General features: G+C 48.1%; 15 protein-coding genes and 1 other RNA gene. 6 read left to right on the top strand and 10 right to left on the bottom strand.

All coding sequences use genetic code 11. The annotated features are described in order from the left end of the window. Window positions 1-118: 118 nt before the first annotated feature. From gcvP to HGO26_RS08955, 6 genes are all read right to left on the bottom strand, one after another. Complete coding sequence (gcvP, locus tag HGO26_RS08980; RefSeq protein WP_168824676.1) at window positions 119-3,007, bottom strand: aminomethyl-transferring glycine dehydrogenase; 2,889 nt, start codon at window positions 3,005-3,007, stop codon at window positions 119-121. Window positions 3,008-3,129: 122 nt separating this feature from the next. Continuing rightward, a complete protein-coding gene (gcvH, locus tag HGO26_RS08975; RefSeq protein ID WP_011845766.1) occupies window positions 3,130-3,519 on the bottom strand; it encodes a glycine cleavage system protein GcvH in 390 nt (129 codons plus the stop codon). A gap of 25 nt (window positions 3,520-3,544) precedes the next feature. Continuing rightward, window positions 3,545-4,639 (bottom strand): glycine cleavage system aminomethyltransferase GcvT, encoded by a 1,095-nt coding sequence (gcvT, locus tag HGO26_RS08970; protein WP_168824674.1) that lies wholly within the window; start codon window positions 4,637-4,639, stop codon window positions 3,545-3,547. 253 nt (window positions 4,640-4,892) lie between these two features. Continuing rightward, complete coding sequence (locus HGO26_RS08965; protein WP_168824672.1) at window positions 4,893-6,116, bottom strand: FAD-dependent monooxygenase; 1,224 nt, start codon at window positions 6,114-6,116, stop codon at window positions 4,893-4,895. 42 nt (window positions 6,117-6,158) lie between these two features. Next, complete coding sequence (gene ubiH / locus HGO26_RS08960) at window positions 6,159-7,400, bottom strand: 2-octaprenyl-6-methoxyphenyl hydroxylase (protein WP_168824670.1); 1,242 nt, start codon at window positions 7,398-7,400, stop codon at window positions 6,159-6,161. 164 nt (window positions 7,401-7,564) lie between these two features. Then, the gene (locus HGO26_RS08955; protein ID WP_105252998.1) at window positions 7,565-8,140 is read right to left on the bottom strand and encodes a UPF0149 family protein; all 576 of its coding nucleotides are present in this window, start codon (window positions 8,138-8,140) and stop codon (window positions 7,565-7,567) included. A 235-nt stretch (window positions 8,141-8,375) separates the two neighbouring features. Between HGO26_RS08955 and HGO26_RS08950 the strand changes: the two genes are divergently transcribed. The 3 genes from HGO26_RS08950 (at window position 8,376) to HGO26_RS08940 (ending at window position 9,692) form a co-directional block, all read left to right on the top strand. Beyond that, window positions 8,376-8,678 (top strand): cell division protein ZapA, encoded by a 303-nt coding sequence (locus HGO26_RS08950; protein WP_168824668.1) that lies wholly within the window; start codon window positions 8,376-8,378, stop codon window positions 8,676-8,678. Between the two features lie 117 nt (window positions 8,679-8,795). After that, a non-coding RNA gene (ssrS, locus tag HGO26_RS08945) (6S RNA) lies at window positions 8,796-8,976 on the top strand. 8 nt (window positions 8,977-8,984) lie between these two features. Continuing rightward, the gene (locus HGO26_RS08940; RefSeq protein ID WP_168824666.1) at window positions 8,985-9,692 is read left to right on the top strand and encodes a 5-formyltetrahydrofolate cyclo-ligase; all 708 of its coding nucleotides are present in this window, start codon (window positions 8,985-8,987) and stop codon (window positions 9,690-9,692) included. A gap of 58 nt (window positions 9,693-9,750) precedes the next feature. Here HGO26_RS08940 and folM read toward each other — a convergent pair whose 3' ends face one another. After that, window positions 9,751-10,491, bottom strand: a complete 741-nt coding sequence (gene folM, locus HGO26_RS08935; RefSeq protein ID WP_168824664.1) for a dihydromonapterin reductase — start codon at window positions 10,489-10,491, stop codon at window positions 9,751-9,753. A gap of 266 nt (window positions 10,492-10,757) precedes the next feature. On the opposite strand from folM, the gene HGO26_RS08930 reads away from it, so the two are divergent. Beyond that, complete coding sequence (locus HGO26_RS08930; RefSeq protein WP_168824662.1) at window positions 10,758-11,156, top strand: thiol-disulfide oxidoreductase DCC family protein; 399 nt, start codon at window positions 10,758-10,760, stop codon at window positions 11,154-11,156. Window positions 11,157-11,252: 96 nt separating this feature from the next. Here HGO26_RS08930 and mdh read toward each other — a convergent pair whose 3' ends face one another. Continuing rightward, a complete protein-coding gene (gene mdh, locus HGO26_RS08925; RefSeq protein WP_105250210.1) occupies window positions 11,253-12,188 on the bottom strand; it encodes a malate dehydrogenase in 936 nt (311 codons plus the stop codon). Between the two features lie 294 nt (window positions 12,189-12,482). Between mdh and argR the strand changes: the two genes are divergently transcribed. After that, the gene (gene argR / locus HGO26_RS08920; RefSeq protein WP_006080175.1) at window positions 12,483-12,953 is read left to right on the top strand and encodes a transcriptional regulator ArgR; all 471 of its coding nucleotides are present in this window, start codon (window positions 12,483-12,485) and stop codon (window positions 12,951-12,953) included. A 147-nt stretch (window positions 12,954-13,100) separates the two neighbouring features. On the opposite strand, the gene HGO26_RS08915 is transcribed toward argR, so the two are convergent. Next, window positions 13,101-13,733, bottom strand: coding sequence for an NAD(P)-dependent oxidoreductase (locus tag HGO26_RS08915; RefSeq protein ID WP_168824660.1), 633 nt, complete (start codon window positions 13,731-13,733; stop codon window positions 13,101-13,103). Between the two features lie 106 nt (window positions 13,734-13,839). On the opposite strand from HGO26_RS08915, the gene HGO26_RS08910 reads away from it, so the two are divergent. Continuing rightward, window positions 13,840-14,742, top strand: coding sequence for a LysR family transcriptional regulator (locus HGO26_RS08910; protein WP_113939097.1), 903 nt, complete (start codon window positions 13,840-13,842; stop codon window positions 14,740-14,742). A 73-nt stretch (window positions 14,743-14,815) separates the two neighbouring features. On the opposite strand, the gene HGO26_RS08905 is transcribed toward HGO26_RS08910, so the two are convergent. Next, window positions 14,816-15,751: a Dyp-type peroxidase gene (locus HGO26_RS08905; RefSeq protein WP_168824658.1), complete on the bottom strand. Its 936-nt coding sequence runs from the start codon at window positions 15,749-15,751 to the stop codon at window positions 14,816-14,818. Between the last annotated feature and the right edge of the window lie 227 nt (window positions 15,752-15,978).

The raw sequence follows: 15,978 nt of genomic DNA, 5'->3' as shown, positions 1-15,978 counted from the left end.
CAAAGCCCATTCGCACCACTCAATTCTGCAGAATTAAAACTCAGGCAACAAAAAAGCGAACCGCTAAGGGTTCGCTTTTCATCAAACGTTAGACCTGAATAACGTCGCTATTCAGCCCTTACTCGTAGTCTTCCATCGGTGTGCATGAGCACATTAAATTGCGGTCGCCGTAAACATCATCGATACGATTCACGGTTGGCCAGAACTTGTTAGTGCGTACTGCGGCACTTGGGAACACGGCCACTTCGCGGCTGTATGGACGCGTATCAAACTCTGGGTCCATGATATCGGCCATAGTGTGCGGTGCGTTGTGCAGCGGGTTGTTGTCCACAGGCCATTCGCCTGATTCCACTTTGGCGATTTCGGCGCGGATTGACACCATAGCGTCGATGAAACGATCGAGTTCCACCTTAGACTCAGATTCCGTTGGCTCAATCATCAGAGTTCCCGCAACGGGGAAGCTCATGGTTGGCGCATGGAAACCGTAGTCATTCAAACGCTTAGCGATATCCATTTCGGTCACGCCTGAGGCTTCTTTCAGTGGACGTAGGTCGATAATACATTCGTGCGCGACGCGATCATTACGGCCACGGAACAATACTGGGTAGTGTTCAGACAGCTTCTTCATCACATAATTTGCGTTTAACAGCGCAGTTTGGGTCGACTTTTTCAGGCCTTTTGAACCAAGCAGCTTAATGTACATCCAGCTGATCGGCAGAATGCCAGCGCTACCGTAAGGTGCGGCTGATACGGCGCCATTGTTGTCGCTCACGCGGCCCGGTTTAACCACAACGTGACCCGCAACGAATGGGGCTAAGTGTGATTTGACGCCGATAGGGCCCATACCTGGACCACCGCCGCCGTGTGGAATCGCGAAGGTTTTATGCAAGTTAAGGTGTGATACGTCGGCACCAATAAAGCCAGGAGACGTTAAGCCGACCTGAGCGTTCATGTTAGCGCCGTCTAAGTACACTTGACCGCCGTGCTGATGCACTATGTTGCAAATTTCGCGGATAGATTCTTCATACACACCGTGGGTCGATGGGTAAGTGATCATGATGCAAGACAGGTTTTCAGCCACTTCGGCAGCTTTAGTCTTCAGATCTTCTAAATCGACGTTACCTTGCTTGTCACAGGCCGTCACCACCACTTGCATACCGGCTAATTGCGCCGATGCAGGGTTAGTACCGTGGGCAGATTGCGGGATCAAACAGATGTTTCTGTGCGCATCGCCGCGTGACTCATGGTATTTCTTGATGGCTAACAAGCCAGCGTATTCACCTTGAGCGCCTGAGTTTGGCTGGATGCACACAGCGTCGTAGCCTGTAATGTTCACTAACCAAGTCGACAACTCTTCAATCAACTGAGTAAAGCCTTTGGCTTGATCCAGTGGGCTGAATGGGTGCATGTTGGCAAATTCTGGCCAGCTCACAGGGAGCATTTCAACCGCTGCGTTTAACTTCATGGTGCAAGAGCCCAGTGAAATCATCGAGTAGTTAAGTGCTAAGTCTTTGCTTTCGAGACGTTTGATATAACGCATCATCTCGGTTTCGCTTTGATAGCGATTGAAGGTTGGGTGGCTTAAAATCGCATCTTGGCGCACGAGTGCCGCCGGAATCGATTGGCTACCTTGGCTGACGATTTGCGCGTCTAACGCGGCAACATCTAAACCATGGCCGGCACCTAAGATCACATCGAACAAGGCTTCGATATCTGTGCGCAACGTGGTTTCGTCTAAGCTCACGCCCACAATACCATCGGCATCGAAACGTAGGTTCATTTCAGCAGCCAGTGCGCGTGCATTGACGGCAGCAACATCTAAGCCTTTGATGCTAACAGTATCAAACCAAGTGCTGTTGACTAAGTTCACGCCCTTCGCTTTTAAGCCTGCCGCTAAAATATCGGCAAAACGGTGAATGCGTGATGCGATAGTTTTCAGGCCATCTGGGCCGTGGAATACGGCGTAGAAAGACGCCATATTCGCTAGCAGAATTTGTGCAGTACAAATGTTGGAGTTGGCTTTTTCGCGACGGATATGTTGCTCACGAGTTTGCATTGCCATACGCAGTGCGCGGTTACCACGGGCGTCTTTTGACACACCAATGATACGGCCAGGCATAGAACGTTTGTGCTCGTCACGGGCAACGAAGAAGGCCGCGTGTGGGCCACCAAAGCCCATTGGTACGCCAAAACGCTGTGCACTACCAAATACCACATCGGCACCCATAGAGCCTGGTGATTTCAGTAATACCAAAGACATAATGTCGGCAGCGACAGTCACAACCACATTCTTCGCACGCAGAGTTGCGAATAATTCAGTGAAGTCAGTGATTTGACCGAAACGGTTAGTATATTGGAACAAAGCACCAAACAGCTCATGGTTAACGGCCTCAGATGCAGGGCCAACCACCACTTCAAAACCAAAACACTCAGCGCGGGTTTTCACTACGTCTAAGGTTTGCGGGAACACATCATCGGCAACGAAGAAGATATTGGCTTTTTTCGCTTTAGAAACGCGCTTTGCCAGCGCCATCGCTTCGGCAGCAGCAGTAGCTTCATCTAACAAAGAAGCAGAAGCCAAATCTAAACCCGTTAAGTCCATCGACACTTGTTGGAAATTTAGAATGGCTTCTAAACGGCCTTGGGCGATTTCTGGCTGATATGGCGTATAAGCCGTGTACCAACCTGGGTTTTCAAATACGTTACGCAGGATCACGTTTGGCACTTGAGTGCCGTAGTAACCCATACCGATATAGCTCTTAAATACTTGGTTTTGTTTCGCTAAACCACGAATGTAAGCAATGCCTTCGGCTTCGCCGCAGGAATCACCAATGCTCAGGTCTTGGCTTAAACGGATCGACTCAGGCACAATTTGCGCGGTCAGATCGTCCAGAGACTCAGCACCAACATAGTTCAGCATGGCTTGCTGTTGGCTGCTATCTGGGCCGATATGACGACGTAGGAATAAATCGTGCTGTTCTAACTGAGTGAGGGTTTGCTTGGTCATGATAAACCTTGTTCCAGATTTGCCGAAATTCAGAACTGTAGGGTACTGATTAACGGACTGTTGTTATGTCAATCTTGCGCTAAAACAAACGAAGCCCCTTAGGGCTTCGTTAGCGTCGACGATTATTCTTCGTCGATAACAGCTTGGTAGCCTTCAGCATCCAGCAGAGCGTCGACTTCTGATTCGTCAGAAGGCATTACGCGGAAGAACCAGCCTTCGCCGTAAGCACTGCTGTTAACGAGTTCTGGCGAATCTTCCAGCGCTTCGTTCACGGCAATCACTTCGCCAGAAATGGGGGCATAAATGTCAGACGCCGCTTTTACTGATTCAGCTACAGCACAGTCTTCACCCGCAGTCACAGTGTCGCCAACTTCTGGGAGTTCAACGAAAACCATGTCACCTAACAGCTCTTGGGCGTGCTCAGTGATACCTACTGTGTAGCTACCGTCTTCTTCCTTGCGGATCCATTCGTGTGAAGAGGCGTATTTCAGTTCTGTCGGAATATTGCTCATTGTTCTTGTTCCTTGTTCCGTTTTTTTAAAATGCTTGTTTACCGTTGCGCACAAAGTTTGGCGCCACTACTCTAACAGCCACACGTTTTTTACGCATTTCGACTTCCGCAGTATCCCCAATCGAGCTAGGAACACGTGCCATCGCAATAGAATAGCCCAATGTTGGCGAGAAAGTCCCGCTGGTGATCACGCCTTGTTGCTCTACACCGGCTGCGTCGGTGAAAAATACTGGCATATCATGGCGTAACACGCCCTTTTCTTCCATCACTAGACCAACAAGTTTGCTGGTTCCGGCATCGCGAAGTGTTTCGAGGGCTTTACGGCCGATGAAGTCACGGTCGTTTGGTTCCCATGCAATAGTCCAGCCCATGTTGGCGGCTAATGGGTTGATGGTTTCGTCCATGTCTAAGCCGTAAAGGTTCATACCGGCTTCGAGACGCAGCGTGTCACGGGCACCGAGACCACAAGGTTTAACCCCTTGATCTAACAATGCTTGCCACAAGGCTTGGGCTTCATCTTCTGGGACGATAATTTCGTAGCCCGCTTCGCCAGTGTAACCCGTAGTCGCAATAAACAGTGAGCCAGCTTGCTTACCGAAGAAAGGTTTCATACCTTCGATGGCGGCGTTTTGCTCGGCACTGAACACGGCAGCGGCTTTCGCTTTTGCGTTAGGACCTTGAACGGCAATCATCGCCAGCTCAGGACGCTCTGTCACAGTGACATCAAAACCTTGGGATTGCTTGGCGATCCAAGCGAGATCTTTTTCGCGGGTCGCTGAGTTCACTACCACGCGGTAGTTTGTGTCAGTGAGGTAATAAGTGATGAGGTCGTCGATGATACCGGCATTGTCATCTAACATGCCGCTGTATAAGGCTTTACCTGGCATTTTAAGTCTAGCCACATCGTTCGCCAGCAACTTACGTAGAAATGCACCAGCGTCGCTACCTATCACATCAACCACAGTCATGTGGGATACGTCGAACATACCCGCGTCTTGACGCACAGCGTTGTGTTCTTCGATTTGTGAACCATAGTTGAGGGGCATATCCCAACCGTGGAAGTCGACCATCTTAGCGTTTGATTCTAAGTGCTTGTTAAACAGAATAGTTTTGTTAGCCATTGTTATCCCTTTTTGCGGCCTTTTTCAGGTCTCTGCCTAGTGTAGGGTGTAGATACTAGGGTCTAAAATGCGGCGAAATTATACCTTGCGTCACAAATTTGTATACAGGAGATTTTTCTAATCCGAAGCCATTGTCATTAGATTTTCTCATCTTCAACATGTAATTTTTTTACATGCGAAGGCCAGATTTGCGCAGCTTGCAGTCAATATGCTGATATTAGCGGCAATTCTGATCACATTAGCGCAACCTAGGCTAACGGCACAACTTAGGCAGTGCCGACTTATTACCCATGGCCTGTTGTATGAACACTGTTTTCAGCCCAGCGACATTATCAACCAGATTTAATCCCAGATCGCGAATCGCCTTTTTGACTGGGTTTGAACCTTCGAATAGGCGTTTAAAGCCCTCCATCGCCGCGATCATCTCCATTGCATCGGCTTTGCGCCAACGTTCAAGTGCACGCAGCTGCGCATAATCGCCGATATCTTTACCCGCTTGCTGTAATTCGCTGATCACTTCGATAATGCTGGCCGCATCTAAAAAGCCAAGGTTCACCCCTTGGCCCGCCAGTGGATGGATAGTGTGGGCGGCGTCGCCTGCCAACACTAAACGGTGGCGGGCAAAATGGCGGGCGTAGCGCATCCGTAATGGGAAGGCTTGGCGCTCGCTTTCCAGCTGGCAAATCCCTAAACGACCGTCGAAAGCCGCGGTTAAGTTGCGCTCAAATTGCACTTTATCCATTGCCAATAATTCAGTGGCGCGCTCGGGTGGCACCGACCAAACGATAGAGCAGAGATTGTCTTCATACAGAGGTAAAAATGCTAGCGGGCCGTCCTGCAAAAACACTTGGCGGGCGGTGGCAAGGTGTGGCATTTCGGTGCGAATAGTTGCGACGATTGCGTGGTGGCCGTAATCCCAAAAGGTCAGCGGGATCTTGCATTGCTCGCGCACCCAAGAGTTGGCGCCATCAGCGGCTATCACAAGTGCAGCACTGACACTTTCTATTTCAGAATCGGCGCCATTGGCAAGGGTCAACCAAGCTTCGCGCTCACCAAAGGCAATGCGCTCTATGCGTTGGTTTTGAATATGGGTGATATTGTCAAACTCACTGGCGCGTTTGGCGAGGGCAAAGCTAATGGCATCGTTTTCTATAATCGCGCCGAGACTGGTTTCGCTGATGCTGTTGGCATCAAAGGCAATTTTACCGAAACCATCTTTATCCCATACCGACATTTTTTGATAAGGCGTGGCGCGGGAGGTGTCTAAATAACTCCATGCCCCTAAGTTTTCTAACAAGCGCTGGCTCGCCTTATTGATTGCACTCACCCGTAAACGCGGCTCGCCGCTCACGGCCTCAGTGTGGCCCGCATCGATAACGACAACATTCAGATCGGCCTGCGCCAATCCAATCGCGGTGGCGAGTCCCACCATGCCGCCACCCACAATGGCGATGTCATAGGCTTGTGAACTTAACATGGGTACATCCTTTTCGCGTTGCGATACCAGTAAATTACTGAGTTATTTCCAGCCCATTGCCTTTTGAGCGACGGGGGTTTTCAGTGGCGGAAACCAAGACAAAAGCCGTAATCCTAAGTTACGCCCCAGCGCCATCGGCCAATATTGGTTTGAAAAGCCACGGACTAAAAATTCGATATTTCGGATAGTGCTGTTTCTGTCGTGCTCGCGGGCATTAAGGTACGCATGGGTCACAGCGGCGGAGCCGATATCGTCACCCTGTGCGAGCGCCGTTTGGATCACCTCGAGCAAACTCACCACATCACGCAGTCCTAAGTTAAACCCTTGCCCCGCAATCGGATGCAGTGTCTGCGCTGCATTGCCGATAAACACACATCTGTGATGAATTGGCCTTGGCATATAGGACAAATTAAGCGGATACGCATGGCGCGCGCTGACATCGATAAACGTGCCCGCACGATAACCAAAGGCCTGTTGAAGCGCCGCTAAAAACTCGGCCTTAGGCGAGTCTTGCATCTGTTTAGCCCGCGCATCATCGAGCGCCCACACGAGAGATAAGCGAGGTTGACCTTGAATATCGGCCATAGGCAATAACGCTAAGGGACCTGTTTGGGTAAAGCGCTCATAGGCCCAATGTTTGTGAGGCCTATTGGTTGGCAAATCGGCAGTTTGAATATTGGCAATAATGGCCGTTTGCTCAAAGGCCACTTGGGTCACAGGCAAATTAAAACTGCTGCGCACTTTGGATTGCAAACCATCGGCGGCGACCACAAGTTTGGCTTGAATTCGCTCGCCCGTATCGAGCACTAAGGTGTGACCTTCAACGTCGGGTTCTACTTGGGCAAGTTTGGCGGGGCAATAGAGTTTGACATTACTCTTATTCAACTCGTTAAACAGCACTTGGCCAACTCGTTCAAGCTCAACCACTTGGCCTAGGGCATCTAAATGAAACTGCGCCGCATTGAGTTCTGTCATGCCAAAGTGGCCGCGATCCGACACATGGATATTTTCAATCGCCGTGCCCAAATGGGCGAGCTTTTGCCATAAACCTAAACGGGATAATTCGAAAATAGAACCGTGGGCGATAGCAATAGAGCGGGCATCGAATCCGGGGTGTTGCTTATCGGGAAGGTGTGCTTCGATTAAGGCGATAGAAAGTGGCCGAGCTGCGGATAAAGAAAGACGCGCGAGAGCTAACGCTAGGGTTGCCCCCGCCATCGCACCGCCTACAATCGCGATGTCGACGTGTTGAACTGAAGTATCCATGTGATTTGTGGCCGTCATGGGGATCTCATTCAAGCTTTGGCATAACACTAAGGCATGTAAACATCAATGCTATGCACTCAAAAACACCAGTGCTATGGACTCAAAGGCAGGTTTGCCCACCTTTGACATCTAATGAAGCCACTACTGTGTTAACTTATTGAACATTAAACAACCGCGGTAAATTAATGCACAACCGCAGTATCGTCAGCCTCGCCATGGGGAAGCTCAGGACCAAACTCCGAGTAACACATGATGGCAGCAATACGAACAAACTCGAGTAATTCAGTGTAAGCGGCTTCGGATTCTTCATCGTCGGCAACATCAAATTCCACTTGGGCAATTTCCGCCAAGTCTTTGATCACTTCACGTACTTCTGCCGAGGCTTGATTCAGTTTCGGCTGAATAATCGCCATGCCAGTCAAAAAACTCTGGGTCCACAGAGACAAGGCTTCAACACGTTGGCTGAGCGGCTCTTCTTCTTCGGGCAACAGCGGCATAAAACCAAATTCAAAATCCACTAAACGCGTCACTGAATCGTTAAACAAATCACACACTAATTGGTGCAACTGCGCTGGCAAAGGTTGACCATCGTTCATCAGGTCGAATAAAGGCTTGATCCAAGTGTCGCCAGTTTGCTCTACACCACCGCAGATTAAACCGACTAAAGCACCGTGAACTTCTACCGGATGCTGGCCGATTTCAGCCGCATCTAAGGCGAGTTTTAAGCTGTCGATACGTAACGAAGGAGGGGTTGCCATATCAGATCCCAATAAGATTTTTCCAGCAGCAATGCTAGCAGAGATAAAGACTTGAACCAATACTGAATCCCAATAATGGCGAAATCGGCCACGCCCTGATAAAAAACTATCCAACTGCTCACACAAACAGCAAACAAAACCATCAAAGACCAATCCATTTGCGGCTTACCTTGCACTTTTAAGATCAGCCCTATATAGTCCGCCCTAAGAGGCTAACGAAAGGATCACCCGCGACATGAGTAACAGTGCTGTTGAAATTACCCTACTTGGGCGCACCTACTCTATCGCTTGCCCGAAAGGTCAAGAGGATGCCTTACGTACGGTAGCATTAGGAGTTGAACAACAACTCAGTGCGTTAAAAACCCGAACCAATAGCCTAAGCCGTGAAGAAATTGCGATTATGGCGGCGCTGAATATTGGACACGAGTTGTTCCAAGAAAAGCAAAAAAATAAGCATTACATGCAACAGATGGACGACAGGATCAGCTTGCTGCAGTCGACCCTCGAAAATGCCTTAGTTGAGCGTTCAACTAAATAGATTTAAACTGTGCGCCTTGGTGATTTAACACCATTTGAGTTAAACCGACTGACGCACAGTGAATGGCTAAACTGGCTTATCAACATAAACCAATGTTTTAGCGATTCAATACCGTTTTGCTCCCTGGGATGCATGCCAACTGGTAATGTCCCTGTGCCGATAATTTTTATCTCAGGGTGAATGCTTTACTGACATTGTGCATGCTCGGCTTGTACCGAGAAGCCTTAGGAGGTAATCATTTACCCGCCTTGAACCTACGGTTCAAGGGCTACACCGGTAGCGGCATTCTGGGGAGCATCTTAATTTATGTCTACATCCTCCAAACTTTCTCATTTGAATACCCAAAGCGACACGGCGCACCTTGCCGTAGAGGTTGCTGCTGTTGGTGAAATGACTGATGTCGCTAGCCATGTGGCAAATATCGCCATTCATATGCAAGAAAACCGCAATCAGTTACGCAAAAGCATTCGCACCGCCCGCAAATCCCTTTCAGAAACCGAGCAAACCCAAGCAAGCTTAAGCGCCAGCCAACGAATGCTCGATGCATTGCAGGCCCAAAATGCGCAACATGTGGCGCTTTATCTCACCCACGATGGCGAACTCGCCACGCCGCCGCTGATCGCTGTGCTATGGCAAATGGGCATAAACACCTATCTGCCTAGGTTACATCCCTTCAATGCCGGACAATTATTATTCCTGCATTACACCGCAGATACCCCCATGCAACCCAATCAATTTGGCATCTTAGAACCTAAATTAGATGTGCGCGCCATTATCCCAGTGACAGAGTTAGATGTTGTTATCACACCCTTAGTGGCTTTTGATTTAATGGGAAATCGTATGGGCATGGGCGGCGGCTATTACGATAGGACGCTGGCAAACTGGCAGCTTAAAGGTAAACCTTTGCCTATGGGTTACGCCCACGACTGTCAGCAAGTGACGAGTTTACCTTGCGAACATTGGGATGTGCCTTTGCCATTTATCATCACCCCAAGTCGGGTACTGACGTTTTGAAAAAGAAGGATCTAGAAGCTAGATTCTACAGCCATGCAGTGGCGTTCTAGAGCCATCTCTACCTTAAATGCCGGCCGCCGTCGACATTATGGCAACGACCGGTGACGTAGTGGCTATTCAGCAGATATTCCACTAAGTCGATAATCTCCTCATTCCCCGCCTCTTTCGGCAACAGCGCTTTGGCTAAGGTTTTTTGCTGATAGGCTGCGTCATCACCCGCATTAAATAGGATCATCGCTGGCGCAATCGAATTCACTTTGACCTCAGGCGCAAATTTGGCGGCAAAGGATAGCGTCATATTATGCAGCGCGGCTTTACTGGCAGCATAGGCGATATGCTTCTGACTGCCCTTCTCTGCCACATAGTCAGTAATATGAATCACATCACTGCCGCCGATTTCATCGCCAGCACGTAGCTGCGCCTCTAAGGCCAAGTTCAACTGATAGGGCACGCTCACATGCACTTGCATCATCCGCTGCAGCACTTCACTCATTGTAAAAGTGGCACTCTTTAAAGGCTCATTCTTTGTAAGCACAGGATCAGGCTGCCAGTCTGAAGCATTGTGAATAATGGCGCGAATTTGCGGCAATTTAGCTAACTCAGCAATTAAGGATCTCACTTGGACATCATCATAAAAATCGCAGGGATACAGGGTCGCACCTAAGGCGTTCAGCTCATCAATGCTAGCGTAATGGCTGCGATAAGTACCAATCACGCGCTGACCTTGGGCGAGAAAATGTTTGGCTAAGGCGTAACCTATGCGCTTACCCACGCCTGTGATAATGATGGGAGATGTCATACCTATCCTTTTGAGTCGTTATTTGTCAGGCTTTACCTTGTTCACTTAAAAATCAGCAATCAAGTTAAACTGATGAATAACCAAGATGTTACTGCACTCGTTTAAATTTAACCTAATAAAAAGCCGAATGAGATGCGGATCCGTTCTACAATCGCTTCGATCTAAAACCCTTTTTTCTGCGTATAGGGTAGAAGAAAACCAAGCTTAAGTACTCAAGCCAAGAGCTTAGACCAAGTATTGTGATCAAGTCATCAGAGGTAATACCGATGGAACTGCGGATTTTTTACGATGGGAATTGTCCATTATGTAGCGCCGAAATGCGTCAACTGAAAGCGCGCGATCCGAAGAACTTGATTGCGCTTGAGGATTTAAATGCGCCAGACTTTAGTGAGCGCTTCAGCCATATCGATAGAGACTACGCCAATACGATTCTCCATGGCGAAACCGCAACGGGCGAAGTGTTACTCGGGTTAGATGTCACGTGTAAAGCGTGGGCACTGACAGGGACGCACGCTTGGATCCAACTATTACGCCTGCCCGTGATTAAAACTGTCGCCGATTGGTGCTATCTCAGATTCGCAAAACACAGATATCGCATCTCTTATTTACTGACGGGCAAAGCCCGCTGCGACGATAATTGCCAAATTCCCACTAAGCGCCGCTGAATTAGCTTGGTAAAGTGTAAAACCCAGGCATAAAAAAAACGGAGCTCAATGGCTCCGTTTTTAATTCCTCATAATCTAAAAAGATTATCCGAAATATTATTTAACGAAATCAACGCCTAGTTTGATATCGCCTTTTAGCGTATCTAACATAGAATCACGAGCGTTAGCTTCGAATGCACTCACTTCACCGTAAGGCAGTACTTTTTCAATACCGTTTTTGCCTAACAGCACAGGTTGTGCGAAGAATTCAGCATGCTCGCTGCCGCCGTCAACATAGGCGCATTCAACGATGTTAGCTTCGCCTTGCAGACCACGAACCAGAGACAGACCGAAACGGCAAGCCGCTTGACCCATAGACAGAGTCGCGCTACCGCCACCGGCTTTAGCTTCAACCACTTCTGTACCCGCGTTTTGGATGCGAGTCGTCAAACTTGCCACTTCTTCGTCAGTGAAAGTCGCGCCTTCAACTTGAGACAGTAATGGCAGAATGGTCACGCCGCTGTGGCCGCCGATCACATTCACTTTAACGTCAGCAACGTTCAGGCCTTTTAATTCGGCGATGAAAGTTTCAGAACGGATCACGTCTAGAGTCGTGATACCGAACAGACGGTTTTTATCGTAAACACCCGCTTTTTTCATCACTTCTGCAGCGATAGCTACAGTCGTGTTAACTGGGTTAGTGATAATGCCAACCAAAGCCGTAGGGCAAGTTGCCGCTACTTTTTCGATCAGGTTGCGAACGATACCGGCATTGATATTGAACAGATCTGAACGATCCATACCAGGCTTACGTGCAACACCAGCAGAAATTAGAACAACGTCAGCACCCACTAGGGCAGGCGTTGGATCTTCACCAGCAAAACCTTTGATTTCAACAGCAGTTGGAATGTGGCTCAAGTCAACCGCAACACCCGGAGTTACCGGTGCGATATCATATAGAGACAATTGTGAACCCGCAGGCAATTGAGTTTTTAACAGTAGGGCAAGAGCCTGGCCGATACCACCAGCAGCACCAAGTACAGCAACTTTCATAGTTATCTCCGTTATTTCTCGGATATGTGTGACATGGATCTAATTTGCGTTGGCGTCACATTACTGGAATGTCACAACAATTTCAATTATCCCTTAGTCGTGGGACAAAAGAATTCCGGAATAACGTAGAAGCAATGTAGAACAATTACTCAAATTGGGATTTTTACGCCCCCTACAAACGCTTAACCACTGGGGCTTAGTGAATTTTTATTCAACCAATCTGGTTATTTGTTGACAATTTTTCTAAAAATATTCAAAATGGGCCTGTTTTTTTGAATAACGAATAATAATATTATGCAAACGACCAAGAATCAGGATGACCTTGTTAGAATTTTTAAGTCGATTTTAAAAGAAGAGCGCTTTGGCTCTCAGAGTGAAATCGTCACCGCCTTGCAAGCTGAAGGCTTTGGTAATATTAACCAATCAAAAGTGTCACGCATGCTCAGCAAGTTCGGCGCAGTGCGGACTCGCAACGCTAAGCAAGAGATGGTGTATTGCTTACCAGCCGAATTAGGCGTACCCACAGCGGGTAGCCCGCTGAAGAATTTGGTACTCGACGTCGATCACAACCAAGCTATGATCGTCGTGCGAACTAGCCCAGGTGCCGCGCAGCTGATTGCCCGCTTGTTGGATTCTATCGGTAAACCAGAAGGCATTTTGGGTACGATTGCCGGTGACGACACTATCTTTATTTGCCCATCGAGCATCCAAGATATCGCCGATACCTTAGAAACCATCAAATCTTTATTCAATTACGCAGAATAAAAAAACAGGTCAGTGAGCTGACCTGTTCTATTTTATCTGTACATTTTGAAGTGCAATATAGCGCTGGTTATTTGGCCATTGTCCCGATTACGTTACACATTCAAGCACAATATCTAACTCACAATATCTAACTCAACTATAACGATATCAGTAAGCCACACTGATGCGCTGGTTTGGGTGAGCGCCCTTTTCGGCTTCATCTACCATGGCTTTTGCGTAATCGGTTACAGAGATACGGCTTTGACCATTAGCATCGGTAAAGAAGCTGTCGCCACCAAGACGGTACGGGCCTTCACTCTCACCGGGATAAATCTCAGCGGCTGGGCTCACAAAGGTCCAATTGATTGCAGTTTGCGCCGCACGGAATACCTGCAAAGCTTCACCCTGAGCTAACGCCTCATCTTTATATGCTGCAGGGAAATCTGGGCTAGAGACCAGCGCCACACCCGGCGCCACTTCTAAACTCCCAGCACCACCGACCCACAATAAACGTGACACGTTAGCGTTAGGCAGCACATCCAGTAAATGCTGAACCGTACTCGCCACTAGACCATGATTTTGTTGGGCGCGGCCACCAACGGCGGCAATCACGACATCTACGCCAGCAAAAGTATCGGCGACCAATGGCTGCTCTAAATCCACGGCACGTACTGCCACGTCAGCCACGGATAACTTGCTTGGATCACGCACTAATGCTGTCACTTGATGTCCACGACTCTGTGCTTCTTTTAAAATTGCACCACCAATCCAACCCGTTGCACCTAAAATTGCGATTTTCATTTCATTGTCCCACTCAGATGATTTACATTGGATCCAGTTTACTTGCAGTTTTTCACCTAATAAACATCAATAATTGAGCATGATTGTTTCAATATAGGATACTAATGTGGATAAAATTGCCGCAATACGCAGTTTCGTCGAAGTCGCAAACTGTGGCAGCTTTACCAAAGCTGCCGAACATTTAGACCTCAGCCGCCTGCAGGTTTCCCGTCATATTCAAGAAGTGGAGCAGTGGTTGAGTTTACGCTTATTACACCGCACCACGCGCAGCGCCAGCTTGACTTTGCAGGGTGAGGAAGCGCTACAATTTTGCCAGCGGATCTTAAGTGAAGTTGCGGCCATGGAGAGCCGTGCCCACAGCCATAACAGTGAACTGGTAGGCAGTATTCGTATCGCTACGCCTATTGGCCTTGGGCAGCACAGTCTGTTTGATGTCGTCGATCGCTTTATTAAAATTCATCCTAAGGTCAACATTCAACTGGTGATGTCGGACAGTTTTGCGCAATTGGTAGATGAGAGAGTCGACGTGGCGCTACGTTATACCGAGCAACCCGATGAGAATCTCATAGCTCGGCGTTTGATGACCATAGATGCGGTACTTTGCGCGGCGCCGAGCTATCTTGATAGCGCAACGCCACTCCTCGAACCCATAGATCTGCTGGCCCACAACTGCCTCATACACTCAGCGCAACAAAACTGGCCTTTTCTAAAAGAACTGCAAGCCGAGCACGTCAAAGTTACAGGGAATCTTAGGGCTAACGATATGGGAGTGTTGGTCAGTGCGGCGCTACGTGGACATGGCATAGTGCGGTTACCCTGTGACTTGGCTAACCAATACCTTGCCAGTGGTCAGCTCAAAGAAGTCTTACCCGAATTTACGACACCAGGCCAAACCCTGTGGGCGGTATATTTGTCCCGCAGTTATCAGCAAAATCTAGTGCGCGCCTTTATCGATTTCACCGCCCTGCAATGGCAGCTCGATATCAAAAAATGGGTTCCCGCGCATTAGCATAAAAAAACGCACTTAGGCGTTAGCTTAAGTGCGTCTCGATTGATACTAATTCGGCTTGATTATAGAAAGCTTATTCGTCGAACTGCAGCATAAAATCCAGTGCAGGGGCAAAGAAAGATGAACCTGTCATCGCCTTAGTAAAATGCATCAAGTGATCATGATTGCCTTCGCCATCACCAAACATCATGCTATGCAGCATCTTTTCAAAATGTTCTGGCGTGCGGCAGTTAGAGATAAACATTAATCCCTGCTCCTTCAGCGAACCATAGGGCATACTCTGACGCAGGATCTCCATTGACTTACCATCGGCATGTTTAAGATTAACGCGCTTGATATGGCTGGTCAGTGGCTTATCTTCAGATTCATACTCGATATTATCTTGCTTAGTACGACCGATTATATCCTCTTGTTTTTTAACTGGTAACCTATGCCACTTACTCAAGTTATGGGCATATTTTTGCACATGAATATAGCTGCCACCCTTAAACTCAGGATCCTCATCACCCACAAGTGCAACTTCCTGGCGGTGGCGCCCCTTAGGGTTTTCGGTGCCATCGACAAAACCAGTCAAATCACGGCTATCCATAAATCTAAAGCCACGCTCTTCTTCAACTAACTCCACTAAGTCTTCAAACATTTGGCTGATTTCATTAGCCACTAAATGCAGAATGTCGTAACGATCACTGCGAATATGCACGAATAAATCATATTCAATTGCAGGCGCTTCACGACTGCCCACTTGCATCGCAGGGAAAGGTTTGAGCAGTTCAGGGCGAGCAGTAGGATAGAGGCTATCCCAATAATTAGCACCAATACCAACAAAACCATTGAATGCACTGTCGGAATATTGATCTGTCAGCTCATAAATATACTGCGCAACGTTGGCAAGACAGGGACGTAATTGCGACTCGACATTGTCATTGGCATTAAACATCAAATAGACACTGTGTAAGTTCCCCTCTGCACACACACCCAACTGTTCACGCGGCATATTTTGAATATCCATTTGGTTATCACCCTTTTTCTAAATTCATTTTCGGCAATATTATCCGCAACTTTACCTAAAAATGACATTAACTAACGCACAGTTTGCTCTGATCTGTTTATGATAATGCCAATAGCGGAGCATTATCCTACCCCAGACCCTTAAACATAAAAATTGACGAGACCATTAAAGTCTCGCCAATCAGTTAAATCGAATCCATGACGTCAGGTTCACTCAGTGTTGAGTTT

The organism is Shewanella oncorhynchi (assembly GCF_012584455.1).
Taxonomy (GTDB): Bacteria; Pseudomonadota; Gammaproteobacteria; order Enterobacterales; family Shewanellaceae; genus Shewanella; species Shewanella oncorhynchi.
The sequence above is the reverse complement of the archived record's forward strand: the minus strand, read 5'-3'. Positions and strand labels throughout refer to the sequence as shown.